The sequence below is a fragment of the Candidatus Binataceae bacterium genome (assembly GCA_035650475.1).
Classification (GTDB): Bacteria; Desulfobacterota; Binatia; order Binatales; family Binataceae; genus JAKAVN01.
Window position 1 is genome coordinate 454,734 of record DASRHP010000009.1, and the last position, 23,327, is coordinate 478,060.

Annotated in this window: 22 protein-coding genes and 2 tRNA genes; 8 read left to right on the top strand and 16 right to left on the bottom strand. The window is 67.5% G+C overall.

What is annotated here, in order from left to right; genetic code table 11:
• Positions 1-31: 31 nt before the first annotated feature.
• On the top strand, positions 32-1,198 hold the full coding sequence (locus VFB33_08355) for a M20 family metallopeptidase (GenBank protein HZO81694.1): 1,167 nt from the start codon (positions 32-34) through the stop codon (positions 1,196-1,198).
• A 32-nt stretch (positions 1,199-1,230) separates the two neighbouring features.
• Here the strand turns inward: VFB33_08355 and VFB33_08360 are convergent, their stop codons facing one another.
• From VFB33_08360 to VFB33_08380, 5 genes are all read right to left on the bottom strand, one after another.
• A complete protein-coding gene (locus VFB33_08360; protein ID HZO81695.1) occupies positions 1,231-2,142 on the bottom strand; it encodes a helix-turn-helix transcriptional regulator in 912 nt (303 codons plus the stop codon).
• An 88-nt stretch (positions 2,143-2,230) separates the two neighbouring features.
• Positions 2,231-2,446: a hypothetical protein gene (locus tag VFB33_08365; protein HZO81696.1), complete on the bottom strand. Its 216-nt coding sequence runs from the start codon at positions 2,444-2,446 to the stop codon at positions 2,231-2,233.
• 21 nt (positions 2,447-2,467) lie between these two features.
• Positions 2,468-2,848, bottom strand: coding sequence for a nuclear transport factor 2 family protein (locus VFB33_08370; GenBank protein HZO81697.1), 381 nt, complete (start codon positions 2,846-2,848; stop codon positions 2,468-2,470).
• A 78-nt stretch (positions 2,849-2,926) separates the two neighbouring features.
• Positions 2,927-3,313 (bottom strand): nuclear transport factor 2 family protein, encoded by a 387-nt coding sequence (locus VFB33_08375; GenBank protein ID HZO81698.1) that lies wholly within the window; start codon positions 3,311-3,313, stop codon positions 2,927-2,929.
• A 220-nt stretch (positions 3,314-3,533) separates the two neighbouring features.
• Positions 3,534-5,006 carry an amidohydrolase family protein gene (locus VFB33_08380; protein ID HZO81699.1) on the bottom strand — a complete coding sequence of 491 codons (1,473 nt, stop codon included), beginning with the start codon at positions 5,004-5,006 and terminating at the stop codon, positions 3,534-3,536.
• 255 nt (positions 5,007-5,261) lie between these two features.
• Here VFB33_08380 and VFB33_08385 point away from each other — a divergent pair, with 255 nt between their 5' ends.
• On the top strand, positions 5,262-6,110 hold the full coding sequence (locus VFB33_08385) for a ThuA domain-containing protein (protein HZO81700.1): 849 nt from the start codon (positions 5,262-5,264) through the stop codon (positions 6,108-6,110).
• Here the strand turns inward: VFB33_08385 and VFB33_08390 are convergent.
• From VFB33_08390 to VFB33_08435, 10 genes are all read right to left on the bottom strand, one after another.
• Positions 6,094-6,789: a histidine phosphatase family protein gene (locus VFB33_08390; protein HZO81701.1), complete on the bottom strand. Its 696-nt coding sequence runs from the start codon at positions 6,787-6,789 to the stop codon at positions 6,094-6,096. The two genes, VFB33_08385 and VFB33_08390, sit on opposite strands and share 17 nt — an antisense overlap.
• A gap of 106 nt (positions 6,790-6,895) precedes the next feature.
• Positions 6,896-8,125 carry a molybdopterin-synthase adenylyltransferase MoeB gene (gene moeB / locus VFB33_08395; protein ID HZO81702.1) on the bottom strand — a complete coding sequence of 410 codons (1,230 nt, stop codon included), beginning with the start codon at positions 8,123-8,125 and terminating at the stop codon, positions 6,896-6,898.
• Between the two features lie 118 nt (positions 8,126-8,243).
• Positions 8,244-8,732: a peroxiredoxin gene (locus VFB33_08400; GenBank protein ID HZO81703.1), complete on the bottom strand. Its 489-nt coding sequence runs from the start codon at positions 8,730-8,732 to the stop codon at positions 8,244-8,246.
• Positions 8,719-10,029, bottom strand: coding sequence for a phosphomethylpyrimidine synthase ThiC (gene thiC, locus VFB33_08405; protein ID HZO81704.1), 1,311 nt, complete (start codon positions 10,027-10,029; stop codon positions 8,719-8,721). Before thiC ends, VFB33_08400 begins: the two co-directional genes overlap by 14 nt.
• 261 nt (positions 10,030-10,290) lie before the next feature.
• Positions 10,291-13,776 (bottom strand): DNA polymerase III subunit alpha, encoded by a 3,486-nt coding sequence (gene dnaE / locus VFB33_08410; GenBank protein ID HZO81705.1) that lies wholly within the window; start codon positions 13,774-13,776, stop codon positions 10,291-10,293.
• A gap of 140 nt (positions 13,777-13,916) precedes the next feature.
• The gene (locus tag VFB33_08415) at positions 13,917-14,630 is read right to left on the bottom strand and encodes a 50S ribosomal protein L25 (GenBank protein ID HZO81706.1); all 714 of its coding nucleotides are present in this window, start codon (positions 14,628-14,630) and stop codon (positions 13,917-13,919) included.
• Between the two features lie 97 nt (positions 14,631-14,727).
• Positions 14,728-15,687 (bottom strand): ribose-phosphate pyrophosphokinase, encoded by a 960-nt coding sequence (locus VFB33_08420; GenBank protein ID HZO81707.1) that lies wholly within the window; start codon positions 15,685-15,687, stop codon positions 14,728-14,730.
• Between the two features lie 72 nt (positions 15,688-15,759).
• A tRNA-Gln gene (locus VFB33_08425) sits at positions 15,760-15,835 on the bottom strand.
• 356 nt (positions 15,836-16,191) lie between these two features.
• Positions 16,192-17,049 carry a 4-(cytidine 5'-diphospho)-2-C-methyl-D-erythritol kinase gene (locus VFB33_08430; GenBank protein ID HZO81708.1) on the bottom strand — a complete coding sequence of 286 codons (858 nt, stop codon included), beginning with the start codon at positions 17,047-17,049 and terminating at the stop codon, positions 16,192-16,194.
• Positions 17,049-17,462 carry a hypothetical protein gene (locus VFB33_08435; GenBank protein ID HZO81709.1) on the bottom strand — a complete coding sequence of 138 codons (414 nt, stop codon included), beginning with the start codon at positions 17,460-17,462 and terminating at the stop codon, positions 17,049-17,051. The genes VFB33_08430 and VFB33_08435 overlap by 1 nt, the downstream gene beginning before the upstream one ends.
• A gap of 217 nt (positions 17,463-17,679) precedes the next feature.
• Here VFB33_08435 and meaB point away from each other — a divergent pair, with 217 nt between their 5' ends.
• From meaB to VFB33_08465, 6 genes are all read left to right on the top strand, one after another.
• Positions 17,680-18,747, top strand: coding sequence for a methylmalonyl Co-A mutase-associated GTPase MeaB (gene meaB, locus VFB33_08440; GenBank protein HZO81710.1), 1,068 nt, complete (start codon positions 17,680-17,682; stop codon positions 18,745-18,747).
• A 2-nt stretch (positions 18,748-18,749) separates the two neighbouring features.
• Positions 18,750-19,493, top strand: coding sequence for a metallophosphoesterase family protein (locus VFB33_08445; protein HZO81711.1), 744 nt, complete (start codon positions 18,750-18,752; stop codon positions 19,491-19,493).
• Between the two features lie 52 nt (positions 19,494-19,545).
• Positions 19,546-19,622: transfer RNA gene (locus tag VFB33_08450), tRNA-Met, on the top strand.
• A 40-nt stretch (positions 19,623-19,662) separates the two neighbouring features.
• A complete protein-coding gene (locus tag VFB33_08455) occupies positions 19,663-20,793 on the top strand; it encodes an SIS domain-containing protein (GenBank protein ID HZO81712.1) in 1,131 nt (376 codons plus the stop codon).
• Between the two features lie 156 nt (positions 20,794-20,949).
• A complete protein-coding gene (locus tag VFB33_08460) occupies positions 20,950-22,059 on the top strand; it encodes an ABC transporter permease (protein ID HZO81713.1) in 1,110 nt (369 codons plus the stop codon).
• Positions 22,052-22,960 (top strand): ABC transporter permease, encoded by a 909-nt coding sequence (locus VFB33_08465; GenBank protein HZO81714.1) that lies wholly within the window; start codon positions 22,052-22,054, stop codon positions 22,958-22,960. The genes VFB33_08460 and VFB33_08465 overlap by 8 nt, the downstream gene beginning before the upstream one ends.
• On the opposite strand, the gene VFB33_08470 is transcribed toward VFB33_08465, so the two are convergent.
• The gene (locus tag VFB33_08470) at positions 22,957-23,310 is read right to left on the bottom strand and encodes a hypothetical protein (protein ID HZO81715.1); all 354 of its coding nucleotides are present in this window, start codon (positions 23,308-23,310) and stop codon (positions 22,957-22,959) included. The two genes, VFB33_08465 and VFB33_08470, sit on opposite strands and share 4 nt — an antisense overlap.
• Positions 23,311-23,327: the final 17 nt, after the last annotated feature.

Below are 23,327 nucleotides of genomic sequence, written 5' to 3' on the forward strand. Positions count from 1 at the left end.
CGCTGCCGGTGCGGCCGGGAAGGAGTCCGCAATGACTGTCCATGACGAGATCTGCGCCGCAGTCGATCGTTTCCGCGAGCGAGCGATCGATCTTGGCCGTCAGATCCATGCCCGTCCCGAGCTGAAGTTCCAGGAGCGATTCGCGGCCGAGGCGCTCTGCGCCGCGCTCCGCGACATGGGCGTCGAGGTCGAGCGCAGTGTGGGCGGACTGGAGACCGCCTTTCGCGCCTCAGTCGGCAAGGCGGGGCCGACCGCCGCGATCCTGGCCGAATACGACGCGCTGCCCAACGGGCATTCCTGCGGCCACAACCTCATCTGCACGGCGGCGTTGTCGGCCTTTGCGGGTCTCGCCGCGATACGCGAGCGGCTGCCGGGGCGAATCGTGATCGTCGGCACCCCGGCGGAGGAGGGCGGCGGCGGAAAGATCATCCTGCTCGAGCGCGGGGTGTTTGCGGGCGTGGACGCGGCGATGATGGCGCACGCGATGGACGGCGAGTACGCCACTTTTCCCGCGCTCGCCACGCGCCATCTGCGAATCAGGTTCAAGGGCCGCGCTTCGCATGCCGCCGCCGCGCCGTGGGCGGGCGCGAGCGCGCTTTCAGCCGTGCTCCAGACTTTCCAAAGCGTCGATGCGGCGCGGCTGCATTTGCGCGACGGCGCGCGCGTCCACGGCATCATCACCGACGGCGGTCAGGCGGTGAATATCGTGCCGGAGAGGACCGAGTGCGAGTTCCTCTGCCGCGCTTACACCACGAAGTACGCGCACGAGATCGCCGACCGCGTCGTGCGGTGCGCCGCGGCGGCGGCGATGGCGACCGGCACCGAGATGGCGCACGAGATCGTCGGCGGCTACCGCAACCTGATCAACAACACAACGATGGCGCGTCGCTACGCGCTCCACTCCGAGGCGCTCGGCGTCGGGACGCCCGACGCGCCGCCCGACCTGCCGACCGGTTCGACCGACATGGGGGATGTCAGCCACGCGATGCCGGCGATCCATCCGGTCTTTCGCATCGCCGATCCCGGCGCCGGCAACTGCCACGAGGACCGGTTCGAGAAGCACACCAACTCGCCGCGCGCGTACGCGGCGATGATCCGGGTGGCCAAGGCGATGGCGCTCACCGCCTACGATCTGCTGGCCGAACCGGGGCTGATGGAAGAGGCGCGGCGCGAGTTCGCCGCCCGCCGTGAGACCTAGCTCGCAGCCGCCTGCGAGCTTCGAACGTCCGCTCAGTGGGGCGGGCGTACCTGCCCACCCGGCGTCAGGGCGGGCCCCGCGGCGAGCCGCGCCTCGAGCCGCTGCTGGTATTTCCCCAGCACGGATTCGGTTTCGGCGTCAGCCGCGTAAAAGACCTCGACGTGCAGCTCCTGGAGCGTGACGTCGTGCGGCGTGGCGACGGTCGTGACCGTGCTGAACATCCGCGCTATCGCGCCCTCGAGATTCAGCTCCATCGGCAGGATTGGATCGTGCGGCGCTTCGAGGTCCGGCTCGCGCCAACGTGCGGGGATTCCAGGATAGCTCAGGATATCGCGGATCAGCTTGCGCAGGGCATCGTCGCGCGCCCACGCCAGCCGGCGGTAGGCTTCGTTCAACAACGACTTGGCAATCTGCTCCCAGTTGACGATGATTTTGCGAAAGCCGTTGGGATCGAAGAGCAGGTGCATCACGTTGAGGCGCGGCTGGGGCGTCACCTGCAACGCGGCCAGGCCGGTCGGCGTGCGGCCCTGAGTGAGGGCGAGGAAGCGGACGAACGCCTCGTTGGCCATCACGATATTCCAATGGCGGTCGTGCGCGATGGCGCTGCGCGGCTCATTGGACTTGAGAATCACCTCGACCGCGGCGCGCACCTGGCTCATGCGCGGGTCGTCGAGGTTGGTCTCGCCGTAGAGCGGCGCATAGCCCGCGGCGAGCAGGAGAAGATTGCGCTCGCGCAGCGGCACATCGAGCACGTTGGAGAGCGTGAGCACCATCTCTTTGCTCGGCTGTGCGCGTCCGGTTTCGAGAAAGCTGATGTGGCGGGCGGAGACTTCCGCCTCCAGCGCCAGTTCGAGCTGGCTCATCCGGCGCGCCTCGCGCCAGCGGCGCAGCAACGGCCCGACGCCGGCCGGCTCGACCGCCGTCCCGTTGCGATGAATATCCATGGAGCCACCCTACGCCGCTGGTCGCGGTCCGTCGATTACCTCCGAGGTAATGCGCGGGCGCCGTTTCCTTTCGGCCAAGCCTCCGTTGCTATGCGGCATCCTTCACGCGCCTGTCCGTGTCGTCCGCGTGGGTTTCCTCGACGCTCGATTGCGCCGTTTCGTACGCCTGACCCTTGGTTTCGACCTGCGGGCAGGGAAGCCCTCCGCGTCCGGTCTCCAGCCACCAGCCGCACAGCGCGCCGGCGGCGGCGATCGCAACGAGTCCCAAGAGCATCATCGGCACCGAAATTTCCATAATTTGCATCTTCGCTTGCTCCCTGAGCTGCTAGTTGCCCTTCACGTAGCCCATCGCTTCGACGATCAGTCCGTTCTCGACGCGCATCAGGTTCACGCCGCGCACGGAATCGGCCGCGCGCGCGCCCCACCAGTAGCGCCATCGGATGATCGCGCGGTCGCCGGCGACGAATACATCTTCGAGGTCGAAATGCGTGCCGGGCGCGGTTGCGATCCCCGACCACTGGGCAAGGCAGGCGTCGCGGCCCTCGAGCCGGGCGCCGTCGGGCGCGGGCGTGGTGTTTTCGATTATGCAGTCGTTCGCGATCAGCTCCGCCAGCGCCGAGGGATCGTGGCGCAGGAAGACTTCGTTGAAGCGCCGGATTACCTCGGCCGTCGTGGCGGCGATGTTGGTCGAATGTTGCGGGTTCATTGGCTTCGCTCCTGTTTGGTCGACGGGGTTGCCGCCCCCGCGCGCCGCGCTGACGCGCGGGGACGAAATCAAAACCGCTTACTCAGCCGGCACCGAGAAGTGCGCGCTCACGATCTTCCATTCGCTGCCCTTGCGCGCGTAGACCCACGTCGCACGTCCGCACTGGATTTTCGCGAGCCCGCCCTTGGGTATGGTGGACAGGCGATCGTGGGAGTTGAACACCACCGCCGCGTCGCCGGCCGCGCGATACGAGCACTGATGGACGGCGTAAGTCATCACCTCGGTGCCTGCGGCGGCGGTCTGGAGATGGCGCAGGAAGGCGGCCTTGCCCTCGAACAGGTAGGGGACGTGGTCGAAGACCTCGACGTCGTCGGCCAGCGCGTTGACGAAGGGCGCGAAATCTCCCTCCGCGGCCGCGGCCAGGATCTGCTCGTTTATCCGTTGAACCTCTTCTTTCGCCGACATTTGAGTCTCTCCTCGTGCGCGTGGTTTTGACTGCGTCGCTTCGGATTCGACGCGCGTCTCGCGTCACAGGTCGAATCTCGCCATTGCGCGGGCGCGCGACAATTACCTTGGAGGTAAGCGAGAAGGCGCAGTTCAGCAGGGCGGGTATGCTATGCGCCCCTCGATTTGGACGGATAGCGACGCCCGCCCGCTGGGAGAACCGGCTCGGCGTCGTGTCTGTTCAGCGGCCGGCGGTGGCGGAGGTCGACTCTGCGCCGAGCAGCCTGGACGCTGCGGTCTCGATGACCGTGCCCTTGAAGAAATTCGGATTCGCCTCGCCGAAGAAGCGCACCGGATTGGTGAACAGGAAATCGCGCAGGTCGTCTTCGGTGATCAGCCTACGTTCGACCAGCTCGTAGGCTTCTTCGAGCACTTCAGCCATGTTGACGACGTCGAAATGGCCGATGTCGGAGCCGAGCAGGGTCTTGAGCTGCGCGCCGAAGGGATTTATCCGCGTGTTATAGGCCCAGGCGTTGAGCGGATCATCGGCCTCGCATCCGAAATAGAAGTTGCGCACGAAAAGATCGCGGATATCCTCGGCGCGCTCGATCCCGCACGCCGCGTAGTCGTCGAGCTCCTGCTCGGCGGGCGGATTCGGCGTGTCGAAGGTCTGGAGCCTGAGCTCGCCGCCGGCCCATCGCTCGGCGATCTCGCGCCCGCCCCAACGCTCGACCAGCTCGCGAAACATCGCGCGGTCGAGATTGGCCGGATTTACTTCTTCGAGCGCGGCGCGGTTGCGCTTTTTCCAATGGCCGATGAGATCGCTGTAGAGCATGCAGGCCCACGCAACGCCGCCCTCGAGGAAGGCGATGTTGAGCCGAGGGAAGCGGCGCGTGACACCGGCGAGGAAGAGCGACTTGCACACCGCTTCGAGCGCGGCGGCAAAGTGGCCGATATGGTTGTAGGTGAAGTTGCCCGGCGAGAAACGGAAGCCGAAGCCGCGCGAGCCGCTATGGAACGACGGCGAGACTCCCAGCTCGCGGCATTTCGCCCATACCGGATCATAGTCGTAGGCGCTGTCAATACCGAACGTGTCTATCCAGCGCGCCCAGCGCGCTGCCGCGGGCGTTTTGCGCGCCACCGCGGCGATGGGCCGCGGCATCGGATGCCCCATCATCATCACCTTGAGCCCCAGCGTCCTGGCCGCGTACTCCAGCTCCTCGATCGCCTCCCCCGGCGTGCCCATCGGAATGACCGCGGCGGGTGTGATGCGGTCGGCGAGCGGGCGGTAGGTTTCGGCGTTGTACATGTTTAGCGCACGGCAGGTGGCGCGGCGCATCTCGTCGTCCATGATGCGCGGGATGAGCAGTCCGGCGGAGGGATAGAGCACGGTGAAATCGAGGCCGAACTCGTCGAGCCGCTCGTAGAGCAGGCGCGGCAGCGTGGCGGTTGCGCGGTCGAGCGTGTTGCGCGTCGGTGCCGGCCAGAAGGCCTCCTGCGGGACGCCGGCGTCGCGGCGCTCGGCCGGCGTCATCCGGATCGAGTCGGCGACGCGATCGCCGGTTGCTTTGAAGGCGTCGGCGACCCGCTGGCCAGCGACCTTGCGGATGTATTCGAGCAGCGAGGGGCCGAATTCGAGGTAGTGGCCGTCGGCGTCGACGACCGGATGGCCGAGGCGGTCGTGGATTGCCTTGGAAGTGTGATGGTTGCTCATTGGCGAGCCTCCTGCGGCATCGAACATCGAAACAGCCGGGCCGACGCACTGGTTTGGCTAGTATCATGGCGACGGCGGCAGTCAAACCAGCGCAGTGTCCTGGCTATGCAGGCGACCTAACGCCCGGCCTCCTTGCCTGATGGCAAAAGGGAGTAGCGAATTTTCGCGACTGCGCGATCGAGGCCCGAGAAGGCGCAGACTTTCCAAAAGGGACGGGGACGACGCATACTGAGGGACGATCTGGAAAGACGAGTCATGAGCCAGAGCAAGCCGGTCCGAGTACACGTCGTCGCAGGTGGATTTCCGCCCGGCTCGACCGCCGGGCACGACATCGACTACGCGCGGCTGCGCATCCTCCTGCTCCTGGCCGAGAGCGACGTGCGCGCAACCGTGGCCAACGACTTCACCGACGTCGCGCGATGGCTGCCGGGCGCCCGGATGCTCATCACGTACGTAGCCGGGCCATACCTCAACGATGAGCAGAACGCGGCCGTGCGTCAGTGGCTAGAAGCGGGCGGGCGATGGCTCGCGCTGCACGGGACGAGCGGCGGCAAGGCGGCCCCGGTGAGCGGGCACTCGCGCGCGCGTCAGATGGTCAAGACCAGCCATCACGCGACGCTCGGATGTTTCTTCCTCAACCATCCGCCCGTGCGCCGCTTCCGCGTCGAGGTCGACGACCGCGACCATCCGCTGACGCGCGGCGCACCCGCGTCGTTCGAGACGGTCGACGAGCTTTATCTGATCGAGCTCCAGGAACCGGCGAAATCACGCGTGCTGATGACGACGGAGCTGCCGAGCGACCCGTCGCCGCCGGGCTTCGGTTTCCATTACGAGCGCGACACGTCGCTGATGCCCGACGGCAGGACGCGCGTGCTCGGCTACGTGCGCGAGATGGGTCAGGGCGCGGTCGCCTACTTCGCGCTCGGCCATTGCCACAATCCGACCAACAACGTGCAGCCGTTCGTGGACCCAAGCGTCGATCCCTCGGGGACGACGCCGAAGTTGTTCCGCGGCTCATGGGAGACCCCAGCTTTCGAGCGCCTGCTGCGCAACGCGCTCGCGTGGGGAATCGGCCGGGAAAATATAACTACTCGCTCTTCTTGATCGGGAACGGTGCGACGAAGGCGCGGCCGAGGTCGGGGAGCAGGTTGAGGAACTTGATCTCGGCAAAGTCGCCCGCGATCTGTACCGCCGAGAGCGCCGCGTTGTCCACCCGGATACGCCGGAAGTGGTGCAGCTCCATACCCATGAAGTGGCACAACACGGTGCGGATGATATCGCCATGGGAGACGAAGAGCACCCGCCCACCCTCGTTCTGCTTGAGCGCGCGGGTGACCGCCTCGACACCGCGCGCTTGGACCTCGGGGATCGTCTCGCCGCCCGGCGTCGGGCTATGGATGGGCTCTTCGCGATAGCTGAGATAGTCGGCGTCGGTGATGAGCTCGTGGTAGCTCATGCCCTCCCATCGCCCGTACTGGACTTCGGCGATGAGCGGCTCCTCGAGAATCGGCACATCGCCGAGCCCGTCGGCGATGATCTGGGCAGACTGGCGCGCGCGGATCAGCGGGCTGCTCACGATAAGTTCGGGCCGGACCGAGCGCAGCAGCTCGATGGCCGCGGTGACCTGGGCGCGACCGTGCTCATCGAGCTCTACCGGATTGCGGCCCATCACGCGCCCCTGGCGATTCCAGGCGGTCTCGCCGTGCCGCATCAGGAGCGCGACTCCGCGCACGCCATCGCTCTGCCTCAGTTTTTCCGCCACGTAAAACGGCCCCAGTGCCATGATTTTCCGCCTGCGCGCAGGGCTGCAAACGTTTGGCGGGCGCCGCGCGAACGCGGCGCCCGCCAACATTTAACCCAAATTGCGCGCTTGAAACGAGAGCGAGCGCTCAGCGTCCGCCGGCCGGCGCAGCCGCGGCGTGGCCGTTGGGCGTTGCGTCCGCTGAAGGCGCCGTGGCCAGTCCGCAGAACGCCTCATAGTCGATGAGGCGGGTCTGGGTCGGATGATCGCCGCAGACCGGGCAATCCGGATCGCGCTTGATCTTGAGCACCCGCACGTAGTCCTTCGACAGCGTATCGAAGTAGACCATCCGGCCGATCAAGGGCTCGCCCGCGCCGAGGATAAGCTTGATCGCCTCGAGCGCCTCGATCGATCCGATAACGCCCGGCAGCGCGCCGAGCACGCCAGCCTCGGCGCACGACGGCGCCATATCGGGTGGCGCCGGCTCCGGATACAGGCAGCGGTAGCACGGCCCGCCCTTGGCCGGGTAGAAGACGGTCGCGTTGCCCTCGAAGCGGAAGATCGCGCCGTCCACCAGCGGCTTGTGCGCGAACACGCAGGCGTCGTTGATCAGGTAGCGGGTGGGGAAATTGTCGCCACAGTTCACGACGACGTCGTAGTCCTTGATGATCTCCATCACGTTGTCCGAACTCAGGCGGACCTCGTGACGATTCACCTTAATCCCCGGATTGAGCGCCTGGATCGACTTCTGCGCCGATTCGGTCTTGAGCGTGCCGACGCGGTCGGTGGGATGGATTATCTGGCGCTGCAAATTGGAGAGGTCGACCACGTCGAAATCGACTAGACCCAGCGTGCCGACGCCCGCCGCCGCCAGATAAAGCGCCGACGGCGAGCCCAGCGCGCCGCATCCGAGCAGCAGCACTTTGGCGTCGAGCAGCTTGGCCTGGCCGCGCTCGCCGACCTCGGGAATCACGAAATGGCGCGAATAGCGGGTCAGCTCCTCGGCGGTGAAGACACGCTCGGCGACCCACGGCAATCCGCGATCCTTCCACGCGTTGAAGCCGCCGGTCAGGTTGTAAACGTTCTCATAGCCCATCTCGCGCAGCGCGCGCGCCGCCAGCAGCGAGCGCGTGCCCGAGGCGCACTGCAGGATGACCGGCGCCTTGCGGTCGGGGACTTTCTCCTCGATGCGCAGCTCAAGGAAGCCACGCGGGATGCCCAGCGCCTGCGGGATATGCCCCTGGCGCCACTCGTCGCTCTCACGAACGTCCACCAACACCGTGCCCGGCTTCTCCAGCATCCGGCGCGCTTCGTCGATATCGACCGCCTTAATCTGGGCGCGCGCTTCGTCGAGAATATTCTTGGAAGTCTTTGCCATGGCCGTTGACCTTCGCGTAGGACGCTAATTCAAGTCTTAAATTACAAACTTACTCATCTATTGACCCAGACCCTAAGGGTAACCACTCCCAAGCCGCCCGTCTATACCCGGAATCCCCTCAGCCGCCCAGCATCCGATGCGATTCGAGCATCGAGCAGACGAACTCGAGCACGCGCTGCGCATGACCGCGCGGCGTGACGTCGTGGAAGGCACGCACCACACGCTGCTCGCGGTTAAGCACGAAGGTCGAGCGCGCGGCAAAGCCGTCACGCATCACGCCGAAGGCGCGCGCCAGCTCAGCCTTGGAGTCCGACAGAAGGACGAAGGGGAAGGCGTGCTTTTCGGCAAACGCGCGATGGGACTCGACCGAATCGACGCTGACGCCGACGATCGTGCAATCCAGCTCCGCGAAGCTTTCGTCGAGGTCGCGAAACTCCTTGCCCTCGACCGTGCATCCGGGCGTGTCGTCGGCCGGATAGAAATAGACCACGACGTTGCGCCCGCGAAAGTCCGCCAGCCGTCGCTCGGCGCCGTGCTGATCGCGCAGGACCAGCGTGGCGGCCGCGCCGAGGTTGTCGCCCGCGCGCAGCCCTTCAGTGGACGGCATGGCTCTCGTCCTGGGCGAGCGCGCGGCGGCTGGAGAATTTGATCGCAGCGTTGTCGATATTGATCGAGCAGAGCGAGCCGCACATGCTGCACACATTGGAACCGGCGGCCTCGCTCTCTTCCTTGTAGCGGCGGGCCTTGTCCGGATCCATCGCCATCGCGTACATCCCCTCCCAGTTGAGCGCCTTGCGATAGCGCGACATCTGATCGTTCCACAGCTTGGCCGCGCGCACGCCCTTGACCAGGTCGCCCGAGTGGGCGGCGATACGGGTTGCGATCACGCCCTCGCGGACGTCGTCGACGTCGGGCAGGCGCAGATGCTCGGCCGGAGTGACGTAGCACAGGAAATCGGTGCCGGCGGCGGAGGCGATCGCGCCGCCGATTGCGCCGGTGATGTGGTCGTAGCCAGGGGCGACGTCGCAGGTCAGCGGGCCGAGCACGTAGAACGGCGCACCGCCGCAGATGCGCTTTTCCAGCTTGACGTTGGCCTCGATCTGGTCGAGCGGGACGTGGCCCGGGCCCTCGATCATCACCTGCACGCCGGCGCTGCGCGCACGCTCGGTGAGCTCGCCGAGCACCAGCAGCTCGGCGATCTGGCCGCGGTCGGTGGCGTCGCCGGTGGCGCCCGGACGCAGGCCGTCGCCGAGCGAGATCGTCACGTCGTGCTCGCGCAGGATCGCACAGACCTCGTCGTAGTGCTCGTAGAGCGGGTTCTCCTTGCCGGTGCGCTCCATCCAGGCCGCGAGCAGCGCGCCGCCGCGCGACACGATGCCCTCGATGCGCTGATGGCGGCGCAGGCGGGCCACGCTCTCGCGCGTCACTCCGCAGTGCAGCGTCATGTAATCGACGCCCTGGCGCGCCTGGCGCTCGATGATCTCCAGGAAGAACTCGGCGTCGAGGTCCATGATCGAGCGCTCGGAGGCGACATGATAGATCGGTACCGTGCCCAGCATCACCGGCGCCCGCGACAGCAGCTCTACACGGATCTTGTCGAGGTCGGTGCCGGTCGAGAGGTCCATTACCGAGTCGGCGCCGAAGCGCACGGCGGTGTAGAGTTTTTCGATTTCCTCGCTGAGCAGCTGATGAAAGTTGGAGGCGCCGAGGTTGGCGTTGACCTTGGTCCGCAGGCGTTTGCCGATCCCAATCGCGCGAAAGTCGTGGTGGAGATTGTGCGGGATGACCGCCTCGCCCGAGGCGACCAGCGCGCGGATTTCCTCGGGCGCAAGCCCCTCGTCCTCGGCGACCTCTTTCATCTGTTGCGTGATGATCCCTTTGCGTGCGGCTTCAAGCTGGGTCATTTTGTCGTACCTCTGAGGCGCCCGGAGGGCGACGCGGCCGCCTCGCGCAGGGGGGAAAATCCGGCTGCGGCGCGTCCAAGCCCCCGACCAGGCGCTGTCTGCTTTCAGTAGGCTATATTCCGGCCCTGCCGATCAAGTGCGAAATCGGGGCCGCATCACGCAGGCCCCGCTTCGCATTTATACTCCATCGGCAAACCCGCCGTCACGCGCCCAGCACCCGAGCGTGAATTGCCGCAATCCGCCTGCGGGGCAGAACAGACTCTAGCGCAGCATCACCGCGGCCGGCGCGAGCGTCTGCTCGACCGCGGCCACGAAGTCGTCGGTGGGCGCGACGCGGTAGGTGTCGCCGAGCACGAAGATCGCCTCGTGGCGCTCGTCGAGCGCCAGATGCAGGTAGGTGATCGCGCGCCCGGCGTGGCGGCCGATAAGCGCCTTCAGCTCCTCGAGCGCGCCGTTCTCGAAACGCTCGCGCGGCGCCGTGATATGCACCTCGCGCACGGCGTCCAGCAGCGCGCTGCCCAGCGGACGCAGCTCGTCGAGGATAATTTGCGCGCGTTCGTCGTCCACGTCGAGCTTGCCGCGCGCGACCACTGGCTCGTCGCCCGTCAGCAGGGCCTCGTGCTTCTGGTACGTCTCGGGCCACGCGATAACCTCGACCACGCCCTCGCGGTCCTCCAGCGCGAAGGTCGCGTAGCGCTTGCCGGCCTTGTTGTTCTTGAGCTTGACCGCCTGCACCACGCCGGCGACGCGCACCTGGCTTGAGTCGGGCAGCGCGTGAAGGTCAGCCGTATTCACGCCGCCGAGCCGGCGCAGCTCGCGCTCGTATTTGTCCAGCGGATGGGCGGTGATGTAGAAGCCGAGCGCCTCCTTCTCGTTGCGCAGCATCTCCTTCTGGTCCCACTCGCCAACCGGCGTGCGCGGCGGGGGCAGCACCTGAGGGCGTGCGGCGGCGCCGAACAGGCCATGCTGGCCCTTGGCGGCGTCGCTTTCGGCCTTTTGCACGAGCTTCAGCGTGTCGTCCACCTGCGCCATCAGGGCCGCCCGTCCGGAGGCAACCGAATCGAAGGCGCCGCACTTGATCAACGCTTCGAGCACCCGGCGGTTGACGAGCTGGGTGCCGACCCGCAGGCAGAAGTCCATCAGATCCTTGAACGGGCCGCCGCTCTGGCGCACGGCGATCATCGCCTCGGCGCTCTTGGCGCCGACCCCGCGGATCGCGCCGAGCCCGAAGCGGATCGCCTCGCCGGCCACGGTGAACTTGACGCCGCTCTGGTTGACGTCGGGCGGGAGCAGTCGGATGCGCATCTCGCGCAGTGCCGCGATGTTCTTGTAGGTCTTGTCGACGTCGTCCATGTCGAGCGACATCAGCGCCGCCATGAACTCGTGCGGATAGTGCGCCTTGAGGTAGGCGGTGGTGTAGGTGGTCAGCGCGTAGGCTGCGGCATGCGAGCGGTTGAAACCGTAGGAGGCGAAGGTCTCGATCTTCTCGAAGATCGATTCCGCCAGCGCCTTGGATAGGCCGTTCTTGCGCGCGCCTTCGATGAAGCGGGCGCGTTCTTTTTCCATCACCAGCTTGTTCTTCTTGCCCATCGCGGCGCGCAGCAGGTCGGCTTCCTGAAGTGTATAGCCGGCCAGCGCCTGCGCCGCGCCCATCACCTGCTCCTGGTAAACGATGACGCCGTAGGTGTCCTTCAGCACCGGCTCCAGGAGCGGATGGTCGTACTCGACCGGCTCGCGGCCATGCTTGCGATCGACGTAATGCTGAACCATCGTCTTGCCGTCCTGCACCGCGTCCAGCGGGCCGGGGCGGAACAATGAGCCGGCGGCGATGATGTCGTCGAAACGGGTCGGCTTGAGGTCGGAGATGAAGCGTCGCATCCCCGAGCCCTCCATCTGGAACACGCCCACGGTGTCCCCGCGGGCGAGCAGCCTGTAGGTGTCGGGATCGTCGAGCGGCAGGCGGTTGAGGTCGGGCGGCTGCTTGCCGCCGGCGCGCGCCAGCTCGAGCGTGTTGGTGATCAGAGTGAGGTTCTTGAGCGCGAGGAAGTCGAACTTGATGAGCCCGATCTCCTCGACCCCCTTCATCGAATACTGCGTGATCGCCATCGGCGCCGCCGCCCCATCCCCGCGCTCCTTGTCAACGTACAGCGGCACCACCTCGGCCAGTGGAACGTCCGAGATCACTACGCCGGCGGCGTGGCGCGAGGCGTGGCGCAGCAGCCCTTCGAGCTTGAAGGCGTACTCGAAAAGCTCGGGATGGCTGTCGCGTTCGGCGCGCAGCCGCGGTTCCATCTCGAGCGCCTGGGCGAGCGGAAAGTCGCGCCCCTGCTTGGGCGCGGGGTAGAGCTTGACGATACGGTCGGTCTCGGCAAACGACAGGCCAAGCACCCGCCCAACGTCGCGGATCGCCTGCTTTCCCTTGATCGTGCCGAAGGTGATGATCTGCGCGACGCGCTCGGCCCCGTACTTCCGGCGCACGTATTCGAGCACCTCGTCGCGCCGCTCGAAGCAGAAATCGACGTCGATGTCGGGCATCGACTTGCGCCCCGGGTTGAGCCAGCGCTCGAACAGCAGCTTGTGCTCGATCGGATCGACCTCGGTGATGCGCAGCGAGTATGAGACCAGGCTGCCCACGACCGAGCCGCGCCCGGGGCCGACCGGGATCCCGCGCCGGCGCGCGTAGTCGATGAAGTCGGCGACGATCAGCATGTAGCCCGAGAAGCCCATCTCGCGGATCACCGGCAGCTCGCGCGCGATCCGCTCGTGATACGGCGCCTCGTCGAACTCGCCGCGGCGCGCGTGCAGCTCCTTGAGCCGCTCGGCCAGCCCCTCGCGCACGCGCTGCTCGAGCACCTCGTCGAGATTTTCGGCGTGGGCGTCCTGGTAAACCGGGAAGTGGAACTTGCCGAAGTCGAAGCCGAAGTCCACCCGCCGCGCGATCTCCATCGTGTTGCGGTACTCCTCGGACTCCGCGCCGAACGCCTTGGCCATTTCCGCCGGCGTCTTGACATACAGCTCGTCGGTGTCGAAGCGCCAGCGCGAGTCGTCGGCCATCGTCTTGCCGGTCTGGATGCAGAGCAGGACCTCGTGGGCGCGAGCGTCGTCGCGATGGAGATAGTGGCAGTCGTTGGTGGCGACCAGCGGCAGGCCGGCGGTGCGCCCGAGTTCGCGCAGGGCCTCGTTGAGCGGCGCGTGCAGGCGATTGTCCTGGAGCTCGAGATAGAAGCGGTCCTTGAAGATGCGGGCGTAGCTCTCGGCCGCCTCGCGCGCTTTGTCCGAGCGACCCGCGCGCAGCCATCGCGCGACCTCTCCCGACAGGCATCCGGACAGCGCGATGATGCCCTCGTTGAGTTCGGCGAGGATCTCCTTGTCGACGCGCGGCTTGTAATACAGCCCCTCCTGGTAGGCCGCGCTCAAAAGCCGGCAGAGGTTGCGGTACCCGGTGGGCGACGCGGCGAGCAGGATGAGATGGAAATTGCCGCCGCCGTCGAAGTCGTCGCTCTTGGGAACCTGCGAGCGGTCGCTGCGCTTGCCCGGCGCGACGTACGCTTCGCATCCGATGATCGGCTTGATCCCGTGCTGGGAGGCCTTCTGGAAGAACTCGACGGCGCCGAACATGTTGCCATGGTCGGTGATCGCCATCGCGCTCATCCCCGAGGCATGCGCGTGATCGAGCAGGGGGCCGATCTTATTGGCGCCGTCAAGCAGGCTGTACTGGGTGTGGACGTGGAGATGGGCGAAACTCATCGCAGCAACTGACCTCCTCCCGTGCGCAACCGCCCTCGGGTGACACCCGCGACGCGGCGGCGCCCTCCCCAAGGGCTCGCCTTAAGCCCGGGCAGAGGGGGGCGCGGCGGGCGCCGCGCCCCCTCTGCCCCGGCCGCGGACTAGGCCTTCTTCGCCGCGCCGCCCGCCGGCGCGGCACCTTCTTTGGCGCTGCCTTCGGCGACCGCGGCCGGTGCGACAGCGCCTTCGGCCGGTGCAGCGGCACCCTCGGCAGGCGCGGCGGCCTCTGCCGCCGCGGCCGCCGGCGCGGCCTCGACCGTCGGCGGCAGCACCGTCACCACCGGATAGTCAGTATCGAAGATTGGCTTGATATTGCCGGCGAAGTTGAGCGCCGAGACGTGGATGACGTCGTGGATTCCGAGCGCCGATACATCAACCTCGACCACCTCGGGAATTTCCAGCGGCAGGCATTCGACTTCGATCTCGCGCGCCAGCGGCTGAAGAATACCGCCCTCGGCCACGCCACGCGCTTTGCCCGTGAACCGCAGCGGCACCGAGACGCGCAGCCTGTGCGTGAGATCGACTTCATAGAGGTCGGCATGCAGGAAGGCGCCGCTGACCGGCGCGCGCTGGATCTCCTTGACGATAACGTGGCGCTCGTTGAGCTCGGGCGAACTCGACTTGAGCCGGATCAGGCGCTGGCGGCCGCTGGCCGAGACCCGCGCGCGAAGCTCGGCGCCGCTTATCGCGAGCGCCATGGGCGCCAGCTTAGGCCCATAGAGCACGGCGGGGATCCGGCCTTGGCGGCGCAATTCATGGCGGCGGCCCTTGGGCCGGGTTTCTCTCAATTCGCAGGACAGCTCGACGGTTTCCATTGTTTCTTATGCCCTTGCCGGGATGTTTGCGCGATGGTCGCAATGCGCGGCGCGATTGCCACGACGCCTACATGCCTGCGGCGCCCACGCGCTCGGCTCAGTTGAAGAGCGAGCTCACCGACTCCTCATTATGTATGCGGCGAATCGCTTCCGCTATAAGGCTTGCCACCGACAGCACCTTGAGCGAGCCCAGCTCGGCCTGCGCCTTGGCGCGCAGCGGGATGCTGTTGGTCGTGACCACTTCCTTGAGCTGCGAGCGGTTGAGTCGCTCGCAGGCGGGGTCGGAGAGGATCGGATGGGTGGCGCAGGCGATGACCTCGCTGGCGCCCGCGTTCATCACCACTTTGGCCGCTTCGGTGATCGTGCCGGCGGTGTCGATCATGTCGTCCACCAGCAGCGCCGAGGAGTCGCGCACCTCGCCGACCAGCTGCATTTCGGCGACCTCGCTCGCCCGCGGCCGGCGCTTGTCGATAATCGCCAGGTTGGCATTGAGCCGGCGCGCAAAGGCGCGCGCGCGCTCGACCCCACCGGCGTCGGGCGAGACTACCGAGACCCGCCTGCCCTCCATACGTTTGCGCAGGTACTGGATCAGCACCGGCATCGCGTAGAGGTTGTCCACCGGGATGTTGAAGAAGCCCTGGATTTGGCCGGCGTGCAGATCGACCGTGAGCACGCGCGAGGCGCCGGCGGTGGTGATGAGGTCGGCAACCAGCTTGGCGCTGATCGGCACCCGCGGCGCGACCTTGCGGTCCTGGCGCGCGTAGCCGAAGTAAGGGATGACAGCGGTGATGCGCTTGGCCGAAGCGCGCCGCAGCGCGTCCATCAGGAGCAGCAGCTCCATCAGGTTCTCGTTGGGCGGGGTGCAGATCGACTGGATCACGAAGCAATCGCCGCCGCGCACGTTCTCGCGCACCTCGACCATCACCTCGCCGTCGGGAAAGTGCCCGACTTCGGCCTCGCCCAGATGCACGCCAAGGTACTCGCAGACCTCGCGCGCGAGCGCCGGGTTGGAGTTGCCGGTAAAGATTTCCAGTTCGTCTTTCGCCCGTTCAGGCATCTCGGCCCCCCTCGGCCAAGCCAAAATCAAAATCCTTGCCGCTCGCCTCCCGCGCCGCCGGGCCGGTGCAGATGGCTGGGCGGGAAGGATTCGAACCTTCGAATGCCAGGTCCAAAGCCTGGTGCCTTACCAGCTTGGCGACCGCCCAGCACGGCCCGCGCCCCATCGATCAGGATAGCAGGTCCGACGCGCCGCTCGGGCCGCCTGCCGCCGACCGGTCAGAGGATGAAGCTGTGGCGCGAAATTGCCAACGGATCGGCCCAAACTGTTCGCCGCGGCGCACCGCGCCGCGGCCGTGCGTGATGTTAATGGATGGCGTTTTTGAGTGTCAATCCGCCTTCGGGCCGAACTTCCACAGCCAAAATTCGCTTATTCACCGAAGCGCGCGGTTTTTCATTAAGCCTGTGCCCCAGTTGCTCGCGGGCCGAGGACCCTCCGAGCATTGCGCGTGCGCTAACGCCCGGGACGGCTGGCGCTAGGGTAGGGCCATTGACGGGCGGCCTCCTACAACGAATGCGCCACGAACAGCCGCGCCTCCGGCACCTCCGGGCGCAACTTCTCAACTGCCCGCGATGCCTGCTCTTCGCCCGCGAACAGCCCAAACACCGCGCCACCGCTGCCCGACATCGCGGCGGCTGAGGCGCCGGCCGTCTCCAGCGCTTTCCTGAGGCGGGCGATCTGCGGATAGAGCGCCATCGCCGCAGCCGCGAGGTCGTTCTGGACGACCGCGGGCGTTATGCGACCCTCGGTGATCGCGCGCAGATGCTCCGCCGGCGCCGGCCCACTCCAGTGCTCGGGCTCAAGCGCGCGATAGACCTCGGCGGTTGGAATCTCGACCGCCGGCACCGCGATCGCCATCCATAGCCGCGCGCATCGCTCAAGCGGCCTGATGCGTTCGCCGATCCCGCCGACGTGCGCCGCGCGCGGGGCGAGAAAAAACGGCACGTCGGCCCCCAATCCGAGCGCGACCCGGGCCAGCCGCGCCAGGTCGCCGACCCGTTGCATTGCGGCCATAATCCGCAACACCGCGCCGGCGTCGGACGAACCCCCGCCCAGGCCGGCGCCGGCCGGGATTTCCTTGTGCAGGTCGATGAGGATCTCCGCATTGACTCCGAACTCGCGCATGAAGGCGTCGGCGGCGCGCCATGCGAGGTTGCGCTCGCCGTCGGGGATGCCCGCGCGGTCGCAGCGCAGCGCGATCGCACGGCCCGGCGCGCGGCGCATCTCGACCCGCACCCGGTCGGCCAGCGAAATCGGGACGAACACCGAGTCCAGCTCGTGGTAGCCGTCGGCGCGCCGGCCGACCACGCGCAGGAAGAGGTTGATCTTGGCCGGCGCCGCCTCGGCGAGCAGCTTGACCATCAGCGCGTCGCCGGCGGCCCCGCGCCGCCGCTCCTTAGGCGCATGCGCTGGCCTGCGCGGCGGCTGTCGCGCTGGATGAGCACGATAAAGCCGAGCAGGCTGAGCACCACTCCCGCGATTACCAGCGCCTGGCCGGTGAGATAGGTCACGTGGTAGAAGTCGCGCCGCGCGGTGGCGTAGGAAACCCGCCGCTGTTCGGTGCCGAACGGCGCCAGCACGGCGCTGTCGGAGCGCGGGTCGAGTTCGTCGAAGCTGCGATAGCTTTCGGTCGCGGCGCTCTTGGGAGTGTGGGCAACGATGCGGCCGTACTCCTCAGCGCGATCGAGGCCGATCACCCAGTTGACCGCGCCCAGCACGATGAGCGCCAAGCCGAAGACGATTCGCCAGTCGGTATAGATGTCCGGCAATTTCATCGGTGCAAGTGGAGAATATGCGCGCGGTACGGCCAATACAATTCGCCGGCGCGCGCCGTCAATTGCGCGCCTTGCGGCCGAGCGGTTATGCTTGCAGGAGAGCGCCGCCTGCGCGGGACTTTGAGCGGCTGGCGCCCGCGCCACACGGGCGCGTGCGGCACTCTTCTGTATTGCCGCCCGCGCGCATAGCATAAGCGGAGGGAGCCCTGCGAAACCGGTGGATAACGCGCGTCTGAATTCGCTGCTGGAGCGCTTTATGGCGCGCGACCGGGTCGCCCTGGCCCGGCTGATCACCTTGGTCGAGAACCGCGCGGCCGAGGTCAGCGCGGTGATGGAACAGATCTATTCGCGCACCGGCCGTGCCTATATCGTCGGCATCACTGGCGCTCCGGGCGCGGGCAAATCGACCCTGGTCAACCGGCTTATCGCCAAGTATCGTGCGCTGAGGCGCGAGGTCGGTGTGCTGGCGATCGATCCTTCCAGCCCGTTTTCGGGCGGCGCCGTGCTCGGCGATCGTGTCCGCATGACCGACCATTACCGCGACCCGGGCGTCTATATCCGCAGCCTCTCCAGCCGCGGCAGCCACGGCGGACTGAGCCGCGCGGCGCGCGAGATCGTCAAGCTGCTCGACGCGTTCGGCTTCGACATGATCATCATCGAGACCGTCGGCGTCGGCCAAACCGAGCTTGCCGTGATGGACCTCGCCGACACCACGGTCGTGGTCACGGTGCCCGAGGGCGGCGACAGCGTGCAGGTGATGAAGGCCGGGCTCAACGAGATCGCCGACCTTTTCGTGGTCAACAAGGCCGATCGCGAGGGTGCTGACCGGATCAAGGCCGAGCTGGAGCTGAGCGTGCATCTGGGCCGCCAGGGCATCAACGGATGGCGTCCGCCGGTACTGCTCACCCAGGCCAGCACCGACCAGGGAATCGATGGACTGGTTGCCGCAATCGACCGCCATGCCGAGTACGTCCGCACCCATCGCAACCCCGAGCGCGAGCGCGAGCGGCGCGCGCGCGAATTTCTCGAAGTGCTGACGGCCGAGATGGAGGAGCGGGCGGCGCGCGCGCTCGCCCATGGGGCTGTACCCGCCATAGCGGGCGCGGTGCGCGAAGGCACCATCAATCCGTACACCGCGGCGCGGCGCCTGATCGCCGACCGTGCGGCGCTCGGCGAACTGCTCGCCGAGGAGCCCGCGCGCAGTGTCAGCCCGGAAGCCAGCGGCGAACGCAAGACGGCGCGGGGCGAGCGCAAGGCCGCCGCGGCCGAGGCGAGAAGGGATTAGCGATGGCGGCGCGGCCTCGGCAGCGTCAGCAGCAACATCAGGCGCCGCCCTGCGGACGCCTGTTCGCGATCGGCGACATCCACGGATGCCCCGACGAGCTGGGTGTGATGCTCAACGCGATCAAGCCCGTGCGCGGCGACACCGTGGTGTTCGTCGGTGACTACGTCGATCGCGGCCCCTCGGCGCGCGACGTTATCGACCTGCTGCTCGAACACGAGCGCGCGGGCGGCGCCGAGTTCGTCTTTCTCAAGGGCAATCACGAAGACATGATGTGCTCGTTCCTCGGGATGGCGGGCAATTACGGCGAGTCGTTCCTGTTCAACGGCGGCGCGGCCACGCTCGACAGCTACGGCGTGGGCGAGAACGACCTGCCCGAGGCGCGCGGCTTCATCCCAGAGCATCACCTGGAGTTCATGCGTCGGCTGGCGACCAGCTATTTGCGCCCGCCCTACCTCTTCGTCCACGCCGGCGTGGTGCCGGCGCGGGAGCTGGAGGAGCAGCGCGCCGAGGACATGCTCTGGATCCGCCAGGAGTTCATCTTCGCGCCTCATCGGATAAGCGCGACCGTGGTCTTCGGACATACGCCGATGCGTGCGGTGATGGTCGATCTGCCGTACAAGCTCGGGATCGACACCGGTCTGGTGTACGGCGGCAAGCTGACCTGTGTCGAGCTCAACGAGGGCGTGCTCTACCAGGTCCATCGCCGCAGCCGCGAAGTAAAGACCGGCGCGATCGTGCTGGAATAGCGCGCAGGCTCTTTCGCCGCCGCCCGGCTCCGGCTAACCTTTACCCCCCGGTGGCGGCGTAGCTCAGCTGGTCAGAGCATGCGGCTCATATCCGCAGAGTCGTAGGTTCGAGTCCTACCGCCGCCACCAAACTCGCATCGCGCCCGCCGTATCAGGGAGGCCCCCATCGATGGCGTTGTCGAAGTCACAATCCGTGATCGATCCCTCCCGGCGACGCGACGCACATCCCTACTTCATGTTCGACGCGATCAGCGCGCAGCCTGGGGCAATCGCTGACGTGCTTGCGCGCAACCGCGACCAAGTCGTAGCGCTCGCCCGTGCGCTGGGCGCGAAGCCCGCGCTGACGCTCGCCGGACTCGGCACCTCGCTCAATGGCGCGCTCTACGGCGAGTACTGGATGCGCACGGTCGGCCGGATGACGTCGGTGGGCGCGGCAAGCTCGTTCGACGTGGTCAATTACGGGATGCGCCCGGCGCGCGACAGTGCGATGCTCGTGCTGTCGCATCGCGGATGGAAGCTTTACTCGGCGCGCGCGGTCGCCGAGGCCAAGACCGCTGGCATCCTGACCGCCGCGATAAGCGGGCAGGGGCCCGACGAAGGCGCGCGCCAGGCCGACCATCTGATGCTCACCACCGAGCAGGAGCAATCGGCGGCGCATACCAAGAGCCTGACCGCCGCGATGGCGCTCCTGTTCGCGCTCGCGCTCGAAATTCGCGCGCAGGCTGGCGGCGACGACGCCGAGGCGAAGGGGCTGCGCGCCGAGTTCGCGGCGATTCCCGACCTGATGCGCCGGCGGCTTGACGACGACTCGCGCGAGCGCAAGGCGGCTGCACGCTTCCGCAACTTTCGCCGCATCGTGATTCTCGGCGGCGGCCCCAACTATCCGACCGCGCGCGAGATCGCGCTCAAGCTCAAGGAGACCAGCTTCGTCTATTCCGAGGACCTGCAGGTCGAGGAATTTCTGCACGGTCCGATAAGCGCGGCTGATCGCGACACGCTGGCGATTCTTGTAAGCGCTGGCGGTGCGGCCGGCGAGCGCGCGATGCAGGCGGCGAGCGCGCTCGGGGAGATCGGCGCGGCGCGCCTGGGCGTCTTCACCCGCGCGGGCGCGGCGCTCGCGGGCGCGGTGGACGAAGCGCTCGAGGTCGAGGGCGAGGAGGAGACGCTCAGCCCGTTCGCGCTGCTGCTCTCGCTGCAGCTTTTCACCTATTGGTTTGCCCTTGGCCGCGGATGCAATCCCGACCTGGCCCATCGCGACGACGAGCGCTACCTCAGGGCCGCCGCCCATTTTGAGATGTAGTCAGGGCCGCTCACGCAACGGCTCCTACACCGATCCCAAACCCAAATTTGTTTAATCCCCTTCCCTTCAGGGAGGGGTCTGGGTCGCTCGCTCATCAACTTCACCAGCCACCCGAACTGGCGTCGCGCGCGGCCCTTCGGCTAACGTCGCCGCTTGATGCTCGCCCGGCTCGGCAAGCCGCTTGGGGCGCTCGCGACCGCCGCCGCGCTGATCGCGCTCGTCCTGCTGGCGCTCGGCGCCTCGCCGCTCGGCGTCCTCGCCGCGCTATGGGAGGGCGCCTTCGGCAACTGGATCGCCGCGACCGATACGCTGGTCAAGGCGACGCCGCTGGTCTTCACTGGGCTTGCGGTCGCGATCGCTTTTCAGGGGGCGCTGTGGAACATCGGCGCCGACGGCCAGCTGCTGGTCGGCGCGCTCGCCGCCGGCGCGCTCGGCATCGCGCTCGACGGATGGCCGCGCGCGCCCGCGGTCGCCGCCGTGCTCGGATGCGGGGCGGGCGCGGGCGCGCTGTGGGGCGGGGTATGCGGATGGCTGCGGGAGCGGCGCGGGGTCAACGAGGTCATCAGCACGATCATGCTCAATTTCGTGGCCGCGCAGGCGCTGAGCCTCGCCGTGCACGGTCCGCTGATGGAGTCCGCGCGGGCCTATCCGGAGAGCGCACCGATCGCGCGCGCGGCGGAGCTTTGGATGTTTGCGCCGCCGAGCCGCCTCAATGCCGGAATGATCCTGGCGATCGCGCTCGCCATCGTTGCAGGGCTCTGGCTTTTCCATAGCGGGAGCGGCTTTCATCTGCGCGCGATGGGCCGCAACCGGCGGGCGGCGGCGTTTTTCGCGATTCCGGTCGCGCGGCTCGGGGTATGGACGATGGCGCTGAGCGGCGCGCTGGCGGGGCTGGGCGGCGCGGTCCAGGTCAGCGCGATCACCCATCGCCTGTACGAAGCCTTCTCGCCCGGATGGGGCTACGAGGCGGTAGCGGTGGCGCTGGTCGCGCGGCTCAATCCGCTCGGCGTGCTCGCCGCCGCGTTGCTCTTCGGCGCGCTCGACAACGGCTCGCAGGCGATGCAGCGCAGCCAGGGCGTGTCGCCCGAGCTGGTGCAGGTGATTCAGGGGATGGTGATCCTGACCCTGCTCGCCTTCGACGCCGCCGCGTGGCCGGCCATTGGTCAGGCGTTATGGAGCGGCGGCGCCGCGCCGCCCGCCGAGCTGAACGGGGATGCGGCCGGCGCGCTCGCCGGCGCGGCGGCGGACGGAGGCGGCGATGCTTGAGGCGTCGATCGCTTCGACGATCGCGATGGCGGCGCCGCTGCTGTTCGCGGCGCTGGGCGAGCTGCTGGTCGAGGAGAGCGGCGTCATCAATATCGGGATCGAGGGCGCGATGCTCGTCGGCGCGTTCTTCGCGTTGGCGGCGGCCTACTTCACGCACAGCCTTGCGCTCGGCCTGCTCGCCGGCATCGCGGCGGCGGTCGCGCTCAACGCGCTGCTTGCGTTGCTGGTGGTCAATCTGGCGGTCAACCAGGTCGTCGCCGGCACCGCGCTCGACATTCTGGCGTTCGGAATCACCGGCGTCTTCTACCGCAGGATTTTCGGTGTCACCGGGCGCGCCTTCACGGTCAGGACGCTGGGCCCGGTCGCGCTTGGTCCGCTCGCGCGGCTGCCGCTGGTTGGCCGTGCGCTCTTCGATCACGACCTGCTGGTCTATTTCGCCTTCGCCCTGGTGCCCGCGGTTGCGTTCGTGATCGCGCGCACCCGCTACGGGCTTCGGCTGCGCGCGGCGGGCGAGCGGCCGGAGGCGGCCGATGCTCTCGGGCTGGGCGTCTATCGCCTGCGCTGGCAGGCGCTCATCGCCTCAGGAGTGCTGACCGGGCTCGGCGGCGCGTTTCTCACCCTTGCCTATACCGGCACCTTCGTCGAGGGAATCACCGCCGGGCGCGGATTCGTCGCGCTGGCGGTGGTTATCCTTGGGCGATGGAACGCATGGGGATGCGCGGCGGCTTCGGTGCTGTTCGGGGCCGCGATGGCTTTGCAGTTTGGGCTTCAGGCGCTCGGCACCGCGGTTCCCTACCAGGTGTTTCTCGCGCTGCCGTATGCGCTGACGCTGGTGGTGCTGGCCGGCTTCAGCGGCCAGGCTCAGGCGCCCAGCGCGCTCGGCGAACCGTACGTTGGCTAGGCGCCCGGCCTGCGGCGTGTCGCGTGCGGCGCGATCCCCATCGCCTCCATGCGGCGATTAAAGCGCGGCCGCTTGTAAGCCATCGCAAGCATGAACGCCGCCAGATACACGATCCCGTGGGGGAGCAACAGCGTGGGCAGGAACAGAAACACGATCGCTCCCGCGACCACCCATCCGAAGGTCCCCGCCTCCATCCAGATCGACAGCGCGGTGCGATTGGGCGCCGTCTCCATCCGTTCAAGGATACGCGCGCGCCACCTGAGCACCCGCGCGAATGGCACGAACATCACGACGCCGCCGGCGATCCCCAGCACCGCCGAAATCCATAGCCACTGATCCGTCCAGTCCATCGAGCGCGTCTTCGGCC

Coding starts and splice junctions, on each gene's coding strand:
- VFB33_08400 (HZO81703.1), bottom strand. CDS start 8,732: ATGCCGTCCACTGAAGGGCTGCGCGCGGGCGACAACCTCGGCGCGGCC.
- VFB33_08365 (HZO81696.1), bottom strand. CDS start 2,446: ATGCAAATTATGGAAATTTCGGTGCCGATGATGCTCTTGGGACTCGTT.
- VFB33_08430 (HZO81708.1), bottom strand. CDS start 17,049: ATGGTCAAGCTGCTCGCCGAGGCGGCGCCGGCCAAGATCAACCTCTTC.
- VFB33_08360 (HZO81695.1), bottom strand. CDS start 2,142: ATGGATATTCATCGCAACGGGACGGCGGTCGAGCCGGCCGGCGTCGGG.
- VFB33_08385 (HZO81700.1), top strand. CDS start 5,262: ATGAGCCAGAGCAAGCCGGTCCGAGTACACGTCGTCGCAGGTGGATTT.
- VFB33_08465 (HZO81714.1), top strand. CDS start 22,052: ATGCTTGAGGCGTCGATCGCTTCGACGATCGCGATGGCGGCGCCGCTG.
- VFB33_08435 (HZO81709.1), bottom strand. CDS start 17,462: ATGAAATTGCCGGACATCTATACCGACTGGCGAATCGTCTTCGGCTTG.
- VFB33_08370 (HZO81697.1), bottom strand. CDS start 2,848: ATGAACCCGCAACATTCGACCAACATCGCCGCCACGACGGCCGAGGTA.
- moeB (HZO81702.1), bottom strand. CDS start 8,125: ATGGCAAAGACTTCCAAGAATATTCTCGACGAAGCGCGCGCCCAGATT.
- thiC (HZO81704.1), bottom strand. CDS start 10,029: ATGACCCAGCTTGAAGCCGCACGCAAAGGGATCATCACGCAACAGATG.
- VFB33_08415 (HZO81706.1), bottom strand. CDS start 14,630: ATGGAAACCGTCGAGCTGTCCTGCGAATTGAGAGAAACCCGGCCCAAG.
- VFB33_08470 (HZO81715.1), bottom strand. CDS start 23,310: ATGGACTGGACGGATCAGTGGCTATGGATTTCGGCGGTGCTGGGGATC.
- VFB33_08455 (HZO81712.1), top strand. CDS start 19,663: ATGGCGTTGTCGAAGTCACAATCCGTGATCGATCCCTCCCGGCGACGC.
- VFB33_08460 (HZO81713.1), top strand. CDS start 20,950: ATGCTCGCCCGGCTCGGCAAGCCGCTTGGGGCGCTCGCGACCGCCGCC.
- VFB33_08375 (HZO81698.1), bottom strand. CDS start 3,313: ATGTCGGCGAAAGAAGAGGTTCAACGGATAAACGAGCAGATCCTGGCC.
- VFB33_08390 (HZO81701.1), bottom strand. CDS start 6,789: ATGGCACTGGGGCCGTTTTACGTGGCGGAAAAACTGAGGCAGAGCGAT.
- VFB33_08380 (HZO81699.1), bottom strand. CDS start 5,006: ATGAGCAACCATCACACTTCCAAGGCAATCCACGACCGCCTCGGCCAT.
- VFB33_08355 (HZO81694.1), top strand. CDS start 32: ATGACTGTCCATGACGAGATCTGCGCCGCAGTCGATCGTTTCCGCGAG.
- dnaE (HZO81705.1), bottom strand. CDS start 13,776: ATGAGTTTCGCCCATCTCCACGTCCACACCCAGTACAGCCTGCTTGAC.
- VFB33_08445 (HZO81711.1), top strand. CDS start 18,750: ATGGCGGCGCGGCCTCGGCAGCGTCAGCAGCAACATCAGGCGCCGCCC.
- VFB33_08420 (HZO81707.1), bottom strand. CDS start 15,687: ATGCCTGAACGGGCGAAAGACGAACTGGAAATCTTTACCGGCAACTCC.